This is a genomic window from Halorubrum alkaliphilum, assembly GCF_017873815.1.
Classification (GTDB): domain Archaea; phylum Halobacteriota; class Halobacteria; order Halobacteriales; family Haloferacaceae; genus Halorubrum; species Halorubrum alkaliphilum.
On the sequence record NZ_JAGGKQ010000004.1, the window covers coordinates 25,534 to 42,847 of the forward strand.

Annotated in this window: 21 protein-coding genes and 1 tRNA gene; 8 read left to right on the forward strand and 14 right to left on the reverse strand. The window is 67.4% G+C overall.

Going from position 1 to position 17,314, the window contains the following annotated elements:
* Window positions 1-52: 52 nt before the first annotated feature.
* Entirely contained in the window at window positions 53-1,324 is a 1,272-nt protein-coding gene (locus J2751_RS03705) for a DUF7093 family protein (RefSeq protein WP_209483282.1), read from the forward strand.
* A gap of 133 nt (window positions 1,325-1,457) precedes the next feature.
* Complete coding sequence (locus J2751_RS03710) at window positions 1,458-1,841, forward strand: DUF5611 family protein (protein WP_209483284.1); 384 nt, start codon at window positions 1,458-1,460, stop codon at window positions 1,839-1,841.
* A gap of 22 nt (window positions 1,842-1,863) precedes the next feature.
* On the opposite strand, the gene J2751_RS03715 is transcribed toward J2751_RS03710, so the two are convergent.
* The gene (locus J2751_RS03715; protein ID WP_209483286.1) at window positions 1,864-2,457 is read right to left on the reverse strand and encodes a histidine phosphatase family protein; all 594 of its coding nucleotides are present in this window, start codon (window positions 2,455-2,457) and stop codon (window positions 1,864-1,866) included.
* A 122-nt stretch (window positions 2,458-2,579) separates the two neighbouring features.
* On the opposite strand from J2751_RS03715, the gene J2751_RS03720 reads away from it, so the two are divergent.
* Complete coding sequence (locus J2751_RS03720; RefSeq protein ID WP_209483287.1) at window positions 2,580-3,254, forward strand: hypothetical protein; 675 nt, start codon at window positions 2,580-2,582, stop codon at window positions 3,252-3,254.
* Window positions 3,255-3,320: 66 nt separating this feature from the next.
* Window positions 3,321-4,301 carry an ROK family protein gene (locus tag J2751_RS03725; RefSeq protein ID WP_209483289.1) on the forward strand — a complete coding sequence of 327 codons (981 nt, stop codon included), beginning with the start codon at window positions 3,321-3,323 and terminating at the stop codon, window positions 4,299-4,301.
* Here J2751_RS03725 and J2751_RS03730 read toward each other — a convergent pair.
* Complete coding sequence (locus J2751_RS03730) at window positions 4,298-5,323, reverse strand: PrsW family intramembrane metalloprotease (RefSeq protein ID WP_209483291.1); 1,026 nt, start codon at window positions 5,321-5,323, stop codon at window positions 4,298-4,300. The two genes, J2751_RS03725 and J2751_RS03730, sit on opposite strands and share 4 nt — an antisense overlap.
* A gap of 136 nt (window positions 5,324-5,459) precedes the next feature.
* Here J2751_RS03730 and J2751_RS03735 point away from each other — a divergent pair, with 136 nt between their 5' ends.
* Window positions 5,460-6,938 carry a DUF402 domain-containing protein gene (locus J2751_RS03735; protein ID WP_321168588.1) on the forward strand — a complete coding sequence of 493 codons (1,479 nt, stop codon included), beginning with the start codon at window positions 5,460-5,462 and terminating at the stop codon, window positions 6,936-6,938.
* A 12-nt stretch (window positions 6,939-6,950) separates the two neighbouring features.
* On the opposite strand, the gene J2751_RS03740 is transcribed toward J2751_RS03735, so the two are convergent.
* From J2751_RS03740 to J2751_RS03750, 3 genes are all read right to left on the reverse strand, one after another.
* Window positions 6,951-7,277 (reverse strand): NifU family protein, encoded by a 327-nt coding sequence (locus J2751_RS03740; RefSeq protein WP_209483296.1) that lies wholly within the window; start codon window positions 7,275-7,277, stop codon window positions 6,951-6,953.
* Between the two features lie 106 nt (window positions 7,278-7,383).
* Window positions 7,384-9,474, reverse strand: coding sequence for a cation:proton antiporter domain-containing protein (locus J2751_RS03745; RefSeq protein WP_209483298.1), 2,091 nt, complete (start codon window positions 9,472-9,474; stop codon window positions 7,384-7,386).
* A gap of 92 nt (window positions 9,475-9,566) precedes the next feature.
* Entirely contained in the window at window positions 9,567-10,166 is a 600-nt protein-coding gene (locus J2751_RS03750) for a 2Fe-2S iron-sulfur cluster-binding protein (RefSeq protein WP_209483300.1), read from the reverse strand.
* A 92-nt stretch (window positions 10,167-10,258) separates the two neighbouring features.
* Here J2751_RS03750 and J2751_RS03755 point away from each other — a divergent pair, with 92 nt between their 5' ends.
* On the forward strand, window positions 10,259-10,741 hold the full coding sequence (locus J2751_RS03755; protein ID WP_209483302.1) for an RNA-binding protein: 483 nt from the start codon (window positions 10,259-10,261) through the stop codon (window positions 10,739-10,741).
* A 31-nt stretch (window positions 10,742-10,772) separates the two neighbouring features.
* Here J2751_RS03755 and J2751_RS03760 read toward each other — a convergent pair whose 3' ends face one another.
* Window positions 10,773-10,973, reverse strand: a complete 201-nt coding sequence (locus J2751_RS03760) for a dodecin (protein WP_209483304.1) — start codon at window positions 10,971-10,973, stop codon at window positions 10,773-10,775.
* A 179-nt stretch (window positions 10,974-11,152) separates the two neighbouring features.
* Between J2751_RS03760 and J2751_RS03765 the strand changes: the two genes are divergently transcribed.
* Window positions 11,153-12,205 (forward strand): radical SAM protein, encoded by a 1,053-nt coding sequence (locus J2751_RS03765; RefSeq protein ID WP_209483306.1) that lies wholly within the window; start codon window positions 11,153-11,155, stop codon window positions 12,203-12,205.
* Window positions 12,206-12,234: 29 nt separating this feature from the next.
* Here the strand turns inward: J2751_RS03765 and J2751_RS03770 are convergent, their stop codons facing one another.
* From J2751_RS03770 to J2751_RS03805, 8 genes are all read right to left on the reverse strand, one after another.
* Window positions 12,235-12,573, reverse strand: coding sequence for a DUF7116 family protein (locus J2751_RS03770; protein ID WP_209483308.1), 339 nt, complete (start codon window positions 12,571-12,573; stop codon window positions 12,235-12,237).
* Window positions 12,574-12,697: 124 nt separating this feature from the next.
* Entirely contained in the window at window positions 12,698-12,943 is a 246-nt protein-coding gene (locus tag J2751_RS03775) for a DUF5816 domain-containing protein (RefSeq protein ID WP_209483310.1), read from the reverse strand.
* Window positions 12,944-13,013: 70 nt separating this feature from the next.
* Entirely contained in the window at window positions 13,014-13,379 is a 366-nt protein-coding gene (locus J2751_RS03780; RefSeq protein WP_209483312.1) for a HesB/IscA family protein, read from the reverse strand.
* 88 nt (window positions 13,380-13,467) lie between these two features.
* A complete protein-coding gene (gene hisD, locus J2751_RS03785; RefSeq protein ID WP_209483313.1) occupies window positions 13,468-14,745 on the reverse strand; it encodes a histidinol dehydrogenase in 1,278 nt (425 codons plus the stop codon).
* 38 nt (window positions 14,746-14,783) lie between these two features.
* Complete coding sequence (locus J2751_RS03790; RefSeq protein ID WP_209483315.1) at window positions 14,784-14,993, reverse strand: hypothetical protein; 210 nt, start codon at window positions 14,991-14,993, stop codon at window positions 14,784-14,786.
* Between the two features lie 19 nt (window positions 14,994-15,012).
* Complete coding sequence (locus J2751_RS03795) at window positions 15,013-15,978, reverse strand: phytoene/squalene synthase family protein (RefSeq protein WP_209483317.1); 966 nt, start codon at window positions 15,976-15,978, stop codon at window positions 15,013-15,015.
* A gap of 171 nt (window positions 15,979-16,149) precedes the next feature.
* Window positions 16,150-16,293: an HVO_2523 family zinc finger protein gene (locus tag J2751_RS03800; RefSeq protein WP_209483319.1), complete on the reverse strand. Its 144-nt coding sequence runs from the start codon at window positions 16,291-16,293 to the stop codon at window positions 16,150-16,152.
* Window positions 16,294-16,613: 320 nt separating this feature from the next.
* A tRNA-Val gene (locus J2751_RS03805) sits at window positions 16,614-16,687 on the reverse strand.
* Between the two features lie 61 nt (window positions 16,688-16,748).
* Here J2751_RS03805 and J2751_RS03810 point away from each other — a divergent pair.
* Window positions 16,749-17,231 (forward strand): DUF192 domain-containing protein, encoded by a 483-nt coding sequence (locus tag J2751_RS03810; RefSeq protein WP_209483320.1) that lies wholly within the window; start codon window positions 16,749-16,751, stop codon window positions 17,229-17,231.
* Window positions 17,232-17,314 lie beyond the last annotated feature (83 nt).

Genomic DNA, 17,314 nt, shown 5'->3' on the forward strand with positions numbered 1-17,314 from the left:
GCGTCCGACGCCGACGGGGCGTTTTTTACCCTCGGCACCGCAGGAGGGTGTAATGGGACTCAGGTGTCTGCTCGGACACGATTTCACCGAGCCTGAAATCGAACGCGAGCGGGAAGAGGAGGGCGAGGAAGTCGTCACGACCGTCAGGGAAGTGAAGACCTGCGCTCGCTGCGGCGAGACGCAGATCGTCAGCGAGAACACGGAAGTCACGACGATCGAACAGCTCGCCGACCAAGCGACCGCCGAGTCGGTTGACGCGGACGATATCTCGGAGGAAGCGACGGTAGATAACGCGTCAGCGGCCGGCTCACCGGCTTCGAATCAGGATCCGTCCTCCGCTGTCGAGGGCACGAACGGGAGTTCGGCCGACGGGCCCAGGGTTCCCGACGCGACGCCGACCGCTGATCCCGGCCTCGGCCCGGACGCCGACGGGCTGGATGACGCACCGGTCGATGACGACGCGGTGATCCTCGACGACGACGCGGATCCCGACGGGTCGCTCTCGGACCGGTCCACCGACTCGTCGAGCGAGCGGATGGCCGGCTCGCCACGCGATCGGGCGACGGACACGCCTCCCGACGCCGGCGTCGCTCCCGGCACGGCCGACGACGAGGACGCGGAACTGATCGATGGCGGGCCCGACGCCGCCGACGACACGGCGGAGTCACCCACCGTGTCGGGCGCTGGCGAGTCGGCCGATGTCGAATCGAGCGATGATACCGTCGAGGGGTCCGCCGCGGACGACGCTGAAACCGACGACGGCGTGATCCTCGACGAGGAGGCGTCCGCGGACGACGCCGACCGAGAGCACGGGGCGTGGCCGACCGACGACGAGTCGGTCGACGAACGGTCGGAGCCGACGCCATGGCCGGAGCAGCACGGAGAAGACGAGGGGTACAGCGCCGAGACCGGCGGAAGCGGTGACGACGCCGACGTCGAGTTCGGCGGTGGTCTCACGCCCGAGGCGACTGATCCGTCCGTGGACGTGGACCACGTGACGGAGTACGTCGAGGCACCCGACGACGGGACCGTAACCGATGCGGAAGGTTCCACCCCGGGGACGGCCTCGGGCAGCGGGGGCATCGAGTCCGGCAGTGCCGGTATCGAGGCCGACACGCTCGATGACGGCGACGCCTCGGACGGCTCCGGCTCGGGGATCACACACGGAGAGAGTCCGGAACTTGAGCGGCAGCCCTCTGACGCGCCCGCGGAGTACTACTGTCCCGAGTGTGGGATGACCATGGACACGGACGGAAACTCGATGCGGGCCGGCGACATCTGCCCCAAATGTAAACGCGGATACGTCGACGAACGTCCGCGCTGACTTCGCTGACGGTGGTTCGCTGCTCGTCGGTTTCTGCTTCCGACCGTTCTCGGACGTTCGGGTTCCGATCCGCCGAGTCTCGGCCTCCCACGTGACGAAACTGGTTTACGGACCCCTGTCGAACGGTCGCGGCATGAAAGAGTACAAGATGCGTCGCGGTGAGCACCTCGACGACCGCATGCCGGACCTGAAGGGATCCATCGAGGAGTACTTCGGCGAGGTCACCGGCACCGAGGAGTGGAACGGACACGAGTTGTACGTCGTCGCGGATCCGGACAACCCCGTGTTCGAGAAGATCCTCGCGGGTGCGGCCGAGTACAGCGGTAAGAAGGACAAACTTGCCGTCCACTTCGAGGAGCGTCCTGCCGAGGAGGTCATCGCCGAAGGGAACGCCGATGCGGCCGCCGACGCCGTCGACGGGAAAAACGAGTTCCTGCTCGAAGCGACCGGTCGGGACGCGAAGTCCCGCCGGGACTCGCTGAAACGCGAGGTCGAGGACGACGCGCCGGACTACTGAACTGCTCGATACGAGCGCCTTCCTACAGGAATTCGGTGTCGTTCTCGCGGCGGATCTCCCCGTCGGTGAACTCGGTCACCGAGCAGTTGGCCGCCGACAGCTCCGTGAGCGACGAAACCACGTCGAGACCGCGGCACTCGCCGACGACCAAGCGGATCGGGTTCACGTGGGTGACGACGACGGTCGTTTCGGGACGGTCACTGAGGTCGTCGAACGCGGCATGGACCCGATCACGCACCGTAAGCCAGCTCTCGCCGCTCTCGGGGGTGTACGCGGCGGCGTCCGTTCCGTTTTCGAGGAGGTCGAGTTTCGGAAATCGCTCGAAGAACGTCGCCGACGACAGTCCTTGGTACACGCCGAAGTCGCGCTCACGGAGCCGCTGATCCGTCTCGACGGGGACACCGGTCGCGTTCGCGATCCGCTCCGCGGTCTCGACGGTACGAGCGAGATCGGAGCTGACGACCGCGTCGACGTCGCGGGCCGCGCTCAGATGTGTCGCCACGGTCGCCGCTTCCGCGCGCCCGGTCTCCGAGAGTCCCACCGGTGCCCATCCTTGGATCCGGTCGGTCTCGTTCCACGTCGTCGTCCCGTGCCTGACGAACAGCGTCGTGCTCACGGTCGAAACACGGGCGGATCGAACATATCGGTTCCCCCGATCGTCCGACCACCGACGGCGTCCTGATGGGTTCCGGACGCGCCGGCGATACACTATTGAGTTCCCGACGAGTATCGAAACCGATGATGCACACGGTGTCGCCGTCGCTGTCGGCGGCGCTCTCGCGGACGGCTCGCGACCTCCGGGCAGCGCGCCGCGAGGCGCTCGACGCCATCGACGTCGCGGAGACGGAGTGGGAGTACGCGGGCCGGACGTGGTCGTGGCCCGCCGGAGAGGCCCGAACGTACTTCCACGAGCTCTCGCCCGGGGAGGAGGCGGTTCTCGCAGACGCCGCAGAGACCCACGGTATCGAGGTCGTCGGCGTCGGCACCGGCCGCGTTGCCGTCGAGCTTCCGGCCGAGTTCGGTCCCGGTGACGAGAGCGAGGAGGGAGTTGAGCGACCGCCGATCGTCGCGAAGCTCGCCCGGTACGGCCCCTCCGCCGAGATGGGAGACGGACGACCACAGAACCGCCGGGAGAGGGAGGTGTGGGAGGCGGTTTCCGGCCATCCGTTTCTCCCCGTTCTCTCTGCCGCGGACGGGGATGCGTGGCTCGCGATGCCGCGCGCGGCCGTTCCGCCGCCGGCCGCCGAACGCGAGGCGGCGATCTCTCGGGTCCGGGACGCCCTCGCCGTCCACGACGATCGGTTCCATTTCGACGAGCTGAAACCCGAGAACGTCGGCGCGTACGACGGTCGCTACTGGGTCGTCGACTACGGCCGCCCGCCGGGCGATCCGCTGTTCGTCGATCCGCCGTGAGCGGTTCCCGTGCCCGGCTCGCTGGAACCGTCCCGATTAAGTGGTGAGGCGACCCTGTTTCCGCTGATGGCTTACTACGTTGGCGTCGACCTCGGCGCGACCAACGTCCGTGCGGTCGTCGGCGACGAGACGGCGACCGTGCTCGGCTCCGGCGAGCGTGGGACCCCCCGTGGCCCGAACGGCATCGCCGTCACCGAAGCGGTCCTGGAGGTCATCCGGAACGCCTGTTCGGAGGCCGGCGTCGCCCCGACGGACGCCGTCGCCGCCGGCATCGGCTCCATCGGACCGCTCGACCTCGCCGCCGGGGTCGTTCTGGGACCCGCGAACCTTCCGGACACGGTCGAGCGGATCCCGCTCGTCGGGCCGATCTCACGGCTACTCGACACCGACCGGGTCCATCTCCATAACGACACCAACGCGGGCGTGATCGGCGAGCGGTTCCACGCCGAGCGCAACCCGGACGACATGGTGTATCTCACGGTCTCATCCGGCATCGGCGCGGGCGTCGCCGTCGATGGCGAGGTGCTCTCCGGATGGGACGGCAACGCCGGTGAGGTCGGTCACATGACCGTCGACCCGCACGACTTCATGACCTGTGGATGCGGCCACGACGGCCACTGGGAGGCGTACTGTTCGGGCAACAACATCCCGACGTACGCCCGCGAGCTCCACGAGGAGGATCCGGTCGAGACGTCGCTGCCGATCGATGACCCCGATTTCTCCGCGGTCGACGTCTTCGAGGCGGCCGGCGACGACATCTTCGCCGACCACGTCATCGACCAGCTCGCCCACTGGAACGCGATGGGTATCGCGAACGTGATCCACGCGTACGCGCCGCTCGTCGTGAGCGTCGGCGGCGCGGTCGCGCTCAACAACCCCGAACGGCTCCTCGACCCGGTCCGCGAGAAGCTGCCGGAGATGGTGTTCATCAACGTTCCCGAGATCAGGCTCACGGAGCTCGGCGACGAGGTCGTCGTCAAAGGGGCGCTCGCGAGCGCGCTCACCGGCGGTACCGGGGATCGGTCGCGTGTCGAATCGCCGCCCTAGTCCCGCTCGGAGAGACCGACCCGTTCACCGCTTTCCGAGACCTCCGACTCCCGGGTGTCGTTTCGTGTGTCCGTGTAGACGTCGCGATACCGGCGGAGCTTCCGCACGAGGAGGTAGCCGAAAAAGCCCTGAAACAGGACGACGAAGACGAACAGCGCGGGGACCTGCGGGAGTCCGGAGATCGCGGATATCCCGACGGTGGCGGGCCCGACAAGGCTGTTGTACAGGGCGTGGATCGTCGCCGCGATCACCAGTCCCTTGATCACGATCGGGCCCCGATGCTCCGGGTTGAACTTCGCCAGTCCGAGGTAGTAGCCCGCGAACGCCGAGTAGATGACGTGCCCGGGGCCGGCCAGCGCCCGGAGCGCGGCGATCCCGTCGCCAGCCCCCAGCGCGGCCACTCCGAGGGCGAGTCCCTCCAACTCGACGTTCTGTGCGATGTAGACGAGGTTCTCGATGACCGCAAATCCGAGTCCTGCGATCGCGCCGTACACCGCGCCGTCGATCACCGCGTCGAACCGGGCGTCGGTGTACGCGTACAGCCGCACAGCGAGCAGCTTGACGGTCTCCTCGACGGGGCCGACGATGATGAAAAAGAAGAGCACGAGTCCGACGTAGCCGAGCGGGGCGAAGAAGGGTCTGGCGAGGTCGTTGAGAACCGCCGCGAACGTCGCCGTCAACACCGACAACAGGAACGTCGCGACGAGCAGCGAGAGCGGCTCCGCGGTCGTCACGTCGGAGACGTACACGTACGCCGCGAGTCCGAACGCGGGAACCGCCGACAGCGCGACGAGCGCCGCGACGGCCGGATCGAAGAGGAGGCCCAGCCCGAACGACGCGAGGATCGCCAGCAGGATGGCCCCGGCGAGGAGCACGACGAAGAGCTTCGTCCCCCGGGTGAGGAGCCAGTACAGCGCGACAGAGAGGCCGTCGAGAGAGGTCCGTTCCTCCCACGTGGCGACGTCGTAGAGGTCGCGGTCGTCGTCCGCGGCCTCCTCGACCGGATCCGACCGTGATGGCATACGCCGTCTTCGGTTCGATCCGACTTAAGCCGTCGGCGTGAGAACGATGGACCATGACGATCGACTCCGGTCGTGGAACACCGCCGACGGTCGACTCGGATTCACCACGGCGATCCGGCACGAGGGGTGTCGCGACGTGAACGTTCGCGTCCGCGGGATCTACACCACCGCTTTGACCCGCCTGCTGCTCGACGCCGGCCACGACGTCGTCGACGTCTCGCCGCCGATCCGCCGTCGGTTCGACGAGACGTTTCCGGCGGCGCCGCCCCACGCGAGCGTGTCGGCGACCGACGACGCACAGGGCGTCGGTGTCGTCGGCGATCCGGATGCGGTCGACGCGATTCGCCCGCTGTTGACTGATATCGGAATCGACGCGCTCGCGTGGCCCGACCCGACGCCGCCGGGGACCGTGCTCGACGGCGAGGTGACCGAGACGCTCGGCGGGGGCGCGGTCGTCGCGCTCGCGGTCGGGGACGGCGACAGCGATGACGACCGCGACAGCGACGACGACGGGTCCGGCGGTGAACGCAGGGAGGGGTACCTCCCGTACGGGGCCGTCGACGCTCGGGTCGAGACCGGGGACCGCGTCCGGGTACAGGTGCGCGAGTCAGCCGCGCCGTGGGCGTCACGACGGCCGGAACTCGACGCGTCGCTTCGCGCGGGCGGCGGGCTCGTCGCACTCGAACCCGGATCGGGGACCCGCGTCGATGTCCGCGACGACGAGGCGGCCCGCGAGCTCGCCGGCATGACAGAGCTCCTCGGGATCGAGCCGCCGGACGGCTGGCGCGCGGTCTGGGAGCCCGCGGCACTCGACGCCGGGATGGACACGTTAGAGGCGGGACTGGACCGCGCGGTCGACGCGGCCGAGCGGCTGGCGGACGCGGCCGGGACACTCGGCGTGCTCGCGGACGCCTCGGCGACGCGCGACGCGCCGACCGCTCGCCCGAACGTGGGGCTATGGGTCTGGTTCGGTCGGGAATCTCGGTTCGCGCTCGACGACGTCCGGCGGGCGGTCGAGACGACGATGCCGGGCCATCACCGGATCAAAGCCGGGTCGTCGTCGGCGTCCGCGGGCGTCGACTTCGCGGAGGCGCTGTGTGAACCCGATTCGGACGCCGACTTCCCGTTCTCGGTCGTGGCCGATTCGTTCGGGCCTGCCGAGGACGACACGCTCCGGATCGAACACGGCAAGCCGGACGGGCGGCTCATCACGCTCGGCGAGGGCGACGTAACGGCGGTCGATGCCGACGGGTCGGTCACCGTCGAACGGGAGATGACGCCCGGCGGGACGTACGACGCGCTCGGCGGTCGCCGAGAGGCGGGCGACGTGGCCGTGACGAGTTTCTCGGAGGGGCGCTGGTGGTATCCGACCACCTACCGGAGCTCCGACGGAGAAGTGAAGGGGACCTACGTCAACGTCTGTACGCCGGTCGAGGTGTTCCCCGAGGCGGCGCGCTACGTCGACCTCCACGTTGACGTGATCAAACGTCCCGACGGCACGGTCGAGCGGGTCGACGACGCCGTCCTCGACGAGTCGGTCGCGGCGGGCCACACCCCAGAGCCGCTGGCCGAGAAGGCCCGCAGCGTGGCTGCCGCACTGGAGAACGGATTGTGAACGACCGCAGCCTCAGAAGTGTCCGGCGGACTCAGTCTCGTGTTTGAGTTCGCCGCCGCGACCGCCCTCGACCGTTGACGCGCCGTTATCCCCGGAGGAGGCGGTCCGAACCGTCACGTCGGTGACGTCCTCGAAGTCCATGATCAGATCCCGTCGGATGTTGTCCGCGGTGACGTTCGATATCCCGCACCCGGAGCAGGTGCCGCCGAGTTCGACGACGACCTCTCCGGTCTCCTCGTTCGCCTCGCGCACGACGCTCGTACCGCCGTGCATCTGAATGATCGGCATCTGGCCGACCATCCACTGTTCCACCCGCTCCGCGAGGCTCTTCTCGCTCATTGGTTTCCATACGCTCCCGATCCTTTGGAAGGTTGCGGTTTGGGACCGGACCACAGGAGCGAAAGGAACTACGTCATCGTCGATCCGTCGGGACCGGTCGCGACGCTCATTCGATGGTGAGGAAGCGTGCCGCGTACCCCGGCTCGCCCTGTCGCGGCGTCACCACGATGAACGACTGTGGTGGGAGTTCCGCGAGCGTCCGCGGTAGCTGTGCCAGCATCGGGTCCCACCCGACGCTCCCCTGCCGGGGCGATATCGGGACGACGAGGTCGTTCTCGTCCGTCTCTCGGCGGAGCGTGGACTCCAGCTCTGCCCAGCCGCGAGCGCTCTCGAAGCGGGCTTCGAGCTCGGGTTCGACCATTCCGAACAGCCGTTCGTACTGTTTCTCGTTGCCCTCGACGACGTACACGTGTAGCTCCGCGCCGAGTCGCTCGGCCAGTCGCTTGACGACGTGGACGGCCTCGTAGAACCCCTCGTGGTGGTCGATACCCGGCGGCGCGACGACGAATATCCGCTCCGTGGTGTTGATCGGATGGCCGAGCCGCGAGACGAGCACCGGGACGGTCGTCCGACGGAGCACCTGGTCGATGATGCTCCCGAACACGCGATTGCTCAACGACTGCTGGGCGTCCCAGCCCATCACGATCAGCTCCGCACGGGTCTCCGTACTCGCGCGAACCACGCCCGACGCGATGCTGTGATTCACCCGCGTCTCCGTTCGTGCTGGCACCTCCGCGGCATCGGCGACCTCGGAAGCTGCTTCCAGACCCGCTTCCGCCTCGGCGACCGCGTCGTCGTCGGTGCCCGACCCATCCGGCTGGACCACGGTGAGCAGGTGAACGGGACTCTCCGGTCGCTCGTCTTTGAGAACGAACGCGAGTTCGAGGAGATGGCGCTGGCGGTCGGCGTCAGTGGACAGCGGCAACAGCACACGAGGGTCGACAGTCCCGGAATCGCCGGGCTCCACGTCGTCTTCGAGCGCCAGCCGCGTGCCGTATCGCTCCGTGAGCCACGGGCTGAGGACGGCCGCGACGAGCATCATCACGACGACCGCGTTGAGCACGTCCGCGCCGAACAGGCCCGCGTCGAAGCCCACAAGCGTGATCGCCAGCGCGGCCGCTGCCTGTCCGACGGAGAGTCCGGCGATCACACCGAACTCGTTCCGGTCGTACCCCTGTATCGCCGAGACGATCCCCGCTGCACCGACCTTCGTGACGATCATTACCCCGATTATCACGGCCGCGACCAACAGCGTTCGCGGCCCGTCGAAAATGACCCCGGGATCGACCAGCATCCCGACGTACAGCAGGAAGAAGGGAACGAACAACGCGTTGCCGACGAACTCGATACGGTTCATCAGCGGGCCGCCACGCGAGATCAGCCGGTTGAGAGCGATCCCGGCGACGAACGCGCCGAGGATGTCCGACAGTCCGAGAACCTCGGCGAAACTCGCCGCCCCGAAAATGGCGGCACCCACGAGCAGGAACTCGAAGTAGCTCTCTTGGCTCGTGTTCCGGAAGAACCACCGAGCGATCGGCGGGAGGACGAACCAGACGCCCGCAAAGAGGATCGCGATCGACGCGAACACCTGTCCGAACAACATGAGCGTCAACTCGCCGTCCGCCTGCCCTAACACGATCGCGAGAACGACGAGCGCTAACGTGTCAGTAAACAGTATCCCGCCGAAGACGGCGGTCACCGCCCGGTTCTTCGTTACGTCCAGTCGGTTCACGACCGGGTAGGCCAGCAGCGTATGCGAGGAGAAGACCGCCGCGAGCAGGAACGACGCCCACGGGTCGAGCCCGAGCACGTAGATCCCCGCGGCGGAGCCGACCGTGAACGGGAGAAAGAAGCTCGTCAGCCCGAACAGCGCGGCGTTCTCCGGAGCCGCGAGGAACCCTCGGAGGTCGAGCTCCAAGCCGACGGTGAAAAGCAGGTAGACCAGTCCGACGTTGCCCAGAAGCACGATCGCGTCGGTCTCCGCGAGCACGCCGGTCCCGTTCGGCCCGAGCACCGCACCGACGAGCACGATCCCGACGATCCCGGGGAGCCCCGCGCGTTCGATGAGCAGCGGCGCGACGAGGAACGTCGCCAACGCGATCGCGAAAACGATCACCGGCTCCTCGATCGGGACCGACGGGATCCCACCGGCTAGCGGCAGCCCTGCGTTCATCGACTGTATCGGTGTTCCAGACATTCGAGTTCGAAAACGGGTGCGTGAATCGTCGAGCGGTCAGACGATCGATCGGAGGGGTACAGGCAGTCGCCGAGCGAGCGGATCGCGGTCGGTTAGGGTGCTTCGCCGGTTTCGATCGTGAAGGAGTCGCGGGGATACGCAACGCAGGTGAGCGTGTAGCCGTCCTCCAGTTCAGCCTCCTCAAGCATCTGCTGGTTGTCGTGTTCGAGGTAGTCCTCGGAGGGACCGTCCGTCACGTGCCCGGCACACGAGACACACTGGCCCTGCCGGCAGGCGTACGGGAGGTCCCAGCCGTTCTCCTCGCCCTGATCGAGGATCGTCTCGTTGTTCGCGAGCTCGATCGTCTCGCCCTGTTTGGCGAACTCGACCTCGTAGTACTCGACTTCGTCTTCCGGGATGTCGCCGGGGCCGGCGCTCGCAGTGCTTCCGTCCTCCAACTCGCCCTCGCCGCCCTCGCCGCCGGCCGGGATCGCGCCGCCGCCGCCGCCACCGCCGATCGAGCGGTTCCCCGGCTCGGGAAACTCGGTTTCCGGGACGGATTTCGCACGCTTCTCGAGGATCTCCTCCGAGACGTCCGCCGTGGGCTCCCACCCCGTCCCTTTCAGGAGGCTGAAGAGCACGACCGTCAGCGTCGCGATCGCCGCCAGCCCGATCGCAAGCGGGTCGGCCCCGATCGCCAATGGAACGTACATACGCACGCCTATGAAGAGGTAGTTTAAGGCCGTTTTGATCGGGCCAACGCCGGAGCGGTCCATTTATCGGCGTGCCGGTCGACGTGGCCCGCATGCAGGTGAAATCCCGCCACCATCTCCGCAGCGACGACATCACGGCGATCCGCGAGGCCATCGCCGACCACCTCGGCGTCGACATCGACGGGGACACCTTCGAGTTCGTCGAGTTCGTCGACGCGAGCTACGAGCTCGTCCTCGTCAACGGCGACCCGGCCGTCTTCTACGTCGACGACGACGAACCGTTCCTCACGGTCCGTGGCGCGAACGACTACGAGCCCGAGACGGGGGTCGTCACGGTCGACGCCGGGGCCATCTCGTTCGTCTCCGACGGCGCGGACGTGATGCGTCCGGGGATCGTCGAGGCTGACTCGGCCATCCGCGAGGGCGACCTCGTCGTGATCGCAGAGGAGACCCACGGCAAGGTACTGGCCGTCGGTCGCGCGATGGTCGACGGCGACCAGATGGTCGGCGACAGCGGCAAAGTCGTCGAGTCGATCCACCACGTCGGCGACGAACTCTACGAGTTCTCGGCGTAACACCGTATAAAAAGCGGCCGCCGCCGCGATACTACTCTTCCAGTTCGAACGCGACCTCGACTTCCGCCTGATACTCGCGCTCCGGTGCGCCCTTGATCTCCACGCCGAACTCCTCTACCTCCGCCCAGTAGACGTTTTCGAGCGTGTTCTCGGCGCGGTCGATCGCGTCGTCGGCGGCCGCATCGAAGCTCTCGTCGCTCGTTCCGATCAGCGTGATCTTTTTGAACACCATGGATTCGATCGTTGGACGCACACGTATATAAAGGACTACCACGTCCTCTCGGCGTACCGACACCGTCACAACGGAACTAGGCGGTCACGGTGAGACCGACGCAAAACCGACCGACGGACGTTCCACCGAACACGTTCGATCCATCACTCAAGTGGGTTCCCGTTTCAGCCCTATGTGAGATGTTCGACGACCTCGACACCGACCGCCGCCCGCTCGTCCTGATCTGGGAGGTCACGCAGGCCTGTGAGCTCGCCTGTCGGCACTGCCGGGCGAACGCGCGTCCCGAGCGTCACCCGGACGAACTCACCACGGAGGAAGGGAAACGCCTGCTGCGCGAGGCCGCGGCGTTCGGTGACGGCCAGCTGGTCGTGCTCTCTGGTGGCGACCCGCTGAGCCGCGACGATCTCGTCGAGTTGGTCGAGTACGGGACCGAGCAGGGGAACCGGATGACGATCACGCCGAGCGGCACGCGGTCGCTCACCCCCGACCGGGTCCGGGCGCTTTCCGACGCCGGAATCCGCCGGATGGCACTCAGTCTCGACGGTGCGACCGCCGAGGAACACGACGCGTTCCGCGGCGAACAGAGCTTCACGGACACGATCGAGGCCGCCGAGGCCGCGGCCGACGCGGGGCTCCCGATCCAGATCAACACGACGGTGTGTGCCGAAACGGTCTCGTCGCTGCCGGCGATCCGCGAGCGCGTCCGCGACCTCGGCGCGGTGCTCTGGTCCGTGTTCTTCCTCGTGCCTGTGGGTCGAGGACGGCTGCTCGACCCGATCCCCCCGGAGCGTGCCGAGCGGGTGATGGAGTGGCTCCACGCGGTCGACGAAGCGGAGCCGTTCGGCGTCAAGACGACCGAGGCTCCGTTCTACAGACGGGTCGGGATCCAGTCCGACCGGGCGGACGCTACACGACGGGGTGGGATCACCGCCGGGCGCGGGTTCGCGTTCGTGAGCCACGTCGGCGACGTCTACCCGTCGGGCTTCCTCCCGAAGTCGGCGGGGACCGTCCGCGATCGCTCCGTCGTCGACATCTACCGGAACGCCGACCTCTTCGAGCGGCTCCGGGATACGGACGCGCTCTCAGGGAAATGTGGCGCGTGCGAGTTCCGAGGTGTCTGTGGTGGGAGTCGATCGCGGGCGTACGCACACGCCGGTGACCCGACCGCGAGCGACCCCCTGTGCCCCTACGTCCCCGAGGGCTACGACGGGGCGATCCCGACGACGGAATAACGGAGCGTATCGCCGTCGGACGCAGTCGCTCACGGGCTACCGGGCGCGCCTTCCATCACAGCGAAGTCCTCGCCGTCGGCGTCGATCCCGATCACCGCCCAGTCGTAGGGAGGTTTCGACGAGACCAGCTGATCGCGGAGCTCTCCCGCGTTGTTACGCCACGTAACGAAACATCGGAGCCGAGGCGTCTCGCCGCCGTCCGTGAGATAGGGCTCGAGATCGTCGGTCTCCATACACAGCGTCGTGACGAGTACGCGTCGCCACTTTCGTTCGGCAACGAACTCGCGTCCGTTCTCGTCGACGGTGTATCCGAGCTCTCGGAAGACGTCTCTGGCCTCCGTCGTCGGTGGGATGTTCGCAGTGGCCATCTAGCCGGAGGTTGGCCGCGATCCGTGATAAACTTTCTCACGATTCTCGGGAACCGATCGACCGTCAACGGCATCTCCCGCCGTTGCTCGTCGATGTAGGCGGCTACATTGCCTATAAACCCGGTCACTCGTGGGCGGCGTCCCACTCGTCCGGCTTTCGGAGGTTCCCGCAGTCGGTACACTGGATCCGCCCCATCGTGTCCATCGCGGTGTCGAGCGAGCCGCACCCGCCACAGGCGAACCCCCATCGGTCTCTGGCGTCGGCGTCGGCGAAGACGACGTAAAACGGCCCCTCGGCACCACGTTCGGCCTGTCCCCGATCGATATACACTCGCTCGCCGTCCGCGGTCGTCGACGCGTTGAGGCTCATGCTCGTCTCTAGCCCGTCAAGGGACTTAAACGGGGCGAGCGGTAGGGAACGAACGGTAGCGGAAGAACTTCTACGTGCGGAACGACTCGCCGCAGCCGCACTCGGAGACGACGTTGGGGTTCTCGACGTTGAACCCGGCCGCCTGAAGCCCGCTCTCGTACTCGAGTCTGCTTCCGCCGATGTAGTTGCGGCTGGCGGGGTCGACGAACACCCGCAGCCCGTGGTGTTCGACCACGAGGTCGTCCCCTTCCGGTTCCGTATCGAATCGCATTCCGTACGAGAGCCCCGCACAGCCACCCTGCTGAACGAACAGCCGGAGCCCGGCCTCGCCGGTGTCGAGTCCTTCGCCCTCCAGTAGCGACAGCGCCTCCTCGGCGGCGTCCGGCGTCACCTCGATAGCGGGATCGCCGCTCGTCTCTACCGATTCCGTACTCATGGAAAGCCGTACCACCCGCAGGATGAAAACCCTGACGCCGCGATGAAACCACTGGTGGTTTCGACGATCCCGATCGGTCCGCGGTCCGTCACTCGAACCGCTTTCGAACGCTCTCGGCGTGGGCCTCCAACCCCTCCGCCTCCGCGAGCGTCGTCACGACGTCGGCGACGCCCGAGAGCGACTCCCGGTCCAGCCGCTGGACCGTCGACGACCGCAGGAACGTGTCGACTGAAAGCCCGCCGTAGCGTTTCGCCCCGCCGTTCGTCGGCAACACGTGGTTCGTCCCGGCGGCGTAGTCACCGGCGGCGACCGGCGAGAAGTCGCCGAGGAACACCGAACCGGCGTTCGTGATCCGGTCCAACAGCGCCTCGTCGTCCTCGGCCATGATCGAGAGGTGCTCGGCGGCGTACTCCTCGGTGAACAGGACCGCCTCCGGCATCGACCGCGCACACAACACGCCGGAGGCGTCGTTGTCGAGGGCGGCACGGATCGTCTCCGCACGGGCCCGCTCGTCGACGCCCGCCTCGACCGCCTCGGCGACCGCCGCCGCGAGATCCGCGTCGGCGGTGACAGCCACGACGGAGGCGTTCGGGTCGTGTTCCGCCTGCGCGAGCAGCTCCGCGGCGACGAGCTCGGGGTCGGCCGTCCCGTCGGCGAGCACCAACACCTCGCTCGGCCCCGCGAGGAAGTCGATCTCGACGTCGCCCTGCACCTCGGCCTTGGCCGCGGTCACCCACTTGTTTCCGGGGCCGACCACCTTCTGGACGTTCGTCACCGTCTCGGTGCCGTACGCCAACGCGGCGATCGCCTGTGCGCCGCCGACCTGATAGACGGCGTCCGCGCCCGCCTCGTGGATCGCCGCGAGCGTCGCCGGGGAGATCTCCTCGGCGGGCGGAGTCGCGACCGCGACGTGGTCGACGCCCGCCACCGTCGCCGGGATCACGCCCATCAGCGCGCTGGAAGGATACGCTGCCGCCCCGCCCGGCACGTACACGCCCGCCCGGTCGATCGGGCGGAACCGGCGTCCCAGCTCCCGGCCGTCGAACTCCTCGCGCCAGTCCTCGGGTCGCTGACGCTCGTGGAACGCGCGGACGTTGTCCGCGGCCTCCCGGATCGCGTCGAGCACGGGATCGTCGGCGTCGGCCAACTCGTCGTGTGCGCGGGCGGCCTCGTCGGTGATCTCGAGGTTGCCGACGGCGATCCCGTCGAACTCCTCGGCGAACTCGCGAACGGCGACATCACCCTCCTTGCGAACCCGTTCGACTATTCCCCGCACGTCCCCGCGAACCGCTTCGACGCCCGCGTCGCGCTCGAAGAAGGCGCGCCGCTCCGCGGGCGAGAGGTCGGCGACGGCTCGTACGTCCATACCGATCGTGCGTGGCGGACGGAAAAGGGCGTTCCGACTCACTCCAGCGGACGGATCCCGGTTGCGTCGAGCGTCGCGAGGACGACCAATCCCGCCAGCAGCGCGGCCGCGGCGAAGAGTAGCGGTGCCGAGAGCGTCACCGCGAGCTCGTAGGGCGCGAGGAGTCGGGTCGTCCCGCGGACGACGAAGGAGGCGAACACGAGCCCGAACGCGACGAGGACCAGCTGGACGAATCGGGCTCTGTTCATTTCGGGAGCGTCGACCGTCTCAGTCGGTCCGGAACGCGGTCGCGTCCGGCGGTCCGTGTCCGTGTCGTCCGTGGTCGGCGTCGAAACCGTGGCTCATCTCGTAGAACACGGCCTCCGGATCCTGCTTCCACTGCCACTTCCAGCGGGTCCGGACGAGCAGCGATATCTTTCGGGTGAAAGAGAGCGACGGCGTCGTCGAGACGGTGTCGTACCCCAGATTCCGGATGAGACGGTGGTGGTCGGCGTACAACACCGCCGCCAGCAACACGGCCAGTTGGCAGTCGTCGGGGAGGTACTTGATCCCGGCGACGCCCTCCTCGTAGAGCCGTTCGGTCCGGACGAGCTCCTCGCGGATCGCGGCGGCGACGTCGTCGTCGAACTCCAAGTTCAAGATTCGCTCCTCGCTCACGCCGTGTCTCTCCAGCGTCTCCAGCGGGAGGTAGATCCGGTCGCGCTCGACCACGTCCTCGCGGACGTCACGGAGGAAGTTCGTCATCTGGAACGCCTCCCCCAGCTTCGTCGCGTGCGGCAGCGCGGTCGCCTCCGTCTCCGCGTCGAGTCCCATGATCGCGGTCATCATCCGGCCGACCGCGGAGGCGGAGCCGTCCATGTACGCCTCAAGGTCAGCATACGTCTCGTAGCGGTCGGTGTCGATGTCGCTCTCCATCGCGTCGACGAACGCGTGAACGTCCTCGTCGGCGATGCCGTGTTCGGCCCGGACCGACCCGAACGCGTCGAGTACGGGGTCGTCCGTCTCCCGTTCGCCGAGTGCGGCCGCTCGAAGCCGGTCGAGCTCCGCACGCTGCTCCTCGGGCGGAGCCGTGTCCTCCGCGTCGACGACCTCGTCGGCGATGCGGAAGAACCCGTACAGCACGTACGTCGGATGTCGGATCCGTTCCGGCAGCAGGCGGGTGGCAACGTGGAACGTCTTCCCGGTACGGCGCTGGATCCGCTTGCTCCGGGCAACCTGCGTTTTCTCTACCATGGTGACCCCAGCAGGTCGACGGAGAGGGTCGAGAGCGGGTCGCCCATCATACGTGAAACGACGGTCCCCACCAACATAACAGTTCCCACATACTACCTTTATTTCGACCCGATCGGCCACGATCCATCCCGTGGATCCGCGGCCGGCTACGGGGTCGATGGTTCACCGGATCTAATAGAAGGTGTCGCTACAGTCGTAGACGACTCCGTGAACGGGGCAGACGTACTTACAGTGTCGGTGATCCATCGCCGTCCCGCAGCGCGGACACGGTCGTCCGCCGTGATCGGCGTCGGCTCCCTCGCTCGTATCGCTCACGTCCCCTCCGAGGGTGGCGACCGACATAATCGCTTGGCTCCAGCGACGTTCCGGTGGCTGCCGATCGTTCGTCCCAGAAATGGGCTCGGGCGGGTTCGAACCGGAGAAAGACGATCGTCTCGTTTCACTCGACGCTGCGTCTTTCAGGGCTCGACCACCTTCACATACATTTCTGTGACTCACTCCGTTCGTCCCAGAAATGGGCTCGGGCGGGTTCGAACCGGAGAAAGACGATCGTCTCGTTTCACTCGACGCTGCGTCTTTCAGGGCTCGACCACCTTCACATACATTTCTGTGACTCACTCCGTTCGTCCCAGAAATGGGCTCGGGCGGGTTCGAACCGCCGACCTCAGCCTTGTAAAGGCCGCGTCATAACCAGCTAGACCACGAGCCCTCACCCGGACGCAGCCGCCGCGAGCGGAAAACGATTTCTTTCTTCGCCGCGAGCACTCCATGTGAACCGACGCCGCCTCGGACTCCTCGCCGCCGTCCTCGTCGTCCTCGGAATCGCCCTTGCCGCCGTCTTCACGGCGGCTCCCGCGCTGTTGATCACGGGCTATGAGACGACCACGGTCGAGGCGGTCGACGGCGAGAGCGAGGCGGAACTCGCCAGCGTGGAGGCACGGATCGCCGACGACGGGCTCAAACGCTACGTCGGGCTCTCGGCGACGGACGAACTCGACGACGACGAGGGAATGCTGTTCGTCCACGACGAGCCGGGCGAGTACGGCTACGTGATGCGGAACATGGCGTTCGCGATCGACATCCTGTTCGTCGCGCCCGACGGGGAGGTGACCCGGATACACGAGGCCGAACCCGAGTCGCGCCCGCTGACGACGTACGAGGGAGAGGGCCAATACGTCCTCGAAGTCCCGGTGGGCTGGAGCGAGCGCCACGGCGTCGAGCCGGGCGACCGGATCCAGTTTGCCCTCCCGTGAGAGCCGACGGCGTACGATGAACGCCCGATCCGGCCGAACGCGACGACGAAACCCTTTCACGCCTCCCTTCCGTCCCGTCGACT

Bases quoted from the DNA above. Each gene is read 5' to 3' on its own strand.
- hisD (WP_209483313.1), bottom strand. From the start codon at position 14,745: ATGGACGTACGAGCCGTCGCCGACCTCTCGCCCGCGGAGCGGCGCGCC.
- J2751_RS03740 (WP_209483296.1), bottom strand. From the start codon at position 7,277: ATGAGCGAGAAGAGCCTCGCGGAGCGGGTGGAACAGTGGATGGTCGGC.
- J2751_RS03745 (WP_209483298.1), bottom strand. From the start codon at position 9,474: ATGTCTGGAACACCGATACAGTCGATGAACGCAGGGCTGCCGCTAGCC.
- J2751_RS03765 (WP_209483306.1), top strand. From the start codon at position 11,153: ATGTTCGACGACCTCGACACCGACCGCCGCCCGCTCGTCCTGATCTGG.
- J2751_RS03775 (WP_209483310.1), bottom strand. From the start codon at position 12,943: ATGAGCCTCAACGCGTCGACGACCGCGGACGGCGAGCGAGTGTATATC.
- J2751_RS03795 (WP_209483317.1), bottom strand. From the start codon at position 15,978: ATGGTAGAGAAAACGCAGGTTGCCCGGAGCAAGCGGATCCAGCGCCGT.
- J2751_RS03770 (WP_209483308.1), bottom strand. From the start codon at position 12,573: ATGGCCACTGCGAACATCCCACCGACGACGGAGGCCAGAGACGTCTTC.
- J2751_RS03710 (WP_209483284.1), top strand. From the start codon at position 1,458: ATGAAAGAGTACAAGATGCGTCGCGGTGAGCACCTCGACGACCGCATG.
- J2751_RS03705 (WP_209483282.1), top strand. From the start codon at position 53: ATGGGACTCAGGTGTCTGCTCGGACACGATTTCACCGAGCCTGAAATC.
- J2751_RS03725 (WP_209483289.1), top strand. From the start codon at position 3,321: ATGGCTTACTACGTTGGCGTCGACCTCGGCGCGACCAACGTCCGTGCG.
- J2751_RS03755 (WP_209483302.1), top strand. From the start codon at position 10,259: ATGCAGGTGAAATCCCGCCACCATCTCCGCAGCGACGACATCACGGCG.
- J2751_RS03790 (WP_209483315.1), bottom strand. From the start codon at position 14,993: ATGAACAGAGCCCGATTCGTCCAGCTGGTCCTCGTCGCGTTCGGGCTC.
- J2751_RS03750 (WP_209483300.1), bottom strand. From the start codon at position 10,166: ATGTACGTTCCATTGGCGATCGGGGCCGACCCGCTTGCGATCGGGCTG.
- J2751_RS03760 (WP_209483304.1), bottom strand. From the start codon at position 10,973: ATGGTGTTCAAAAAGATCACGCTGATCGGAACGAGCGACGAGAGCTTC.
- J2751_RS03730 (WP_209483291.1), bottom strand. From the start codon at position 5,323: ATGCCATCACGGTCGGATCCGGTCGAGGAGGCCGCGGACGACGACCGC.
- J2751_RS03780 (WP_209483312.1), bottom strand. From the start codon at position 13,379: ATGAGTACGGAATCGGTAGAGACGAGCGGCGATCCCGCTATCGAGGTG.
- J2751_RS03720 (WP_209483287.1), top strand. From the start codon at position 2,580: ATGATGCACACGGTGTCGCCGTCGCTGTCGGCGGCGCTCTCGCGGACG.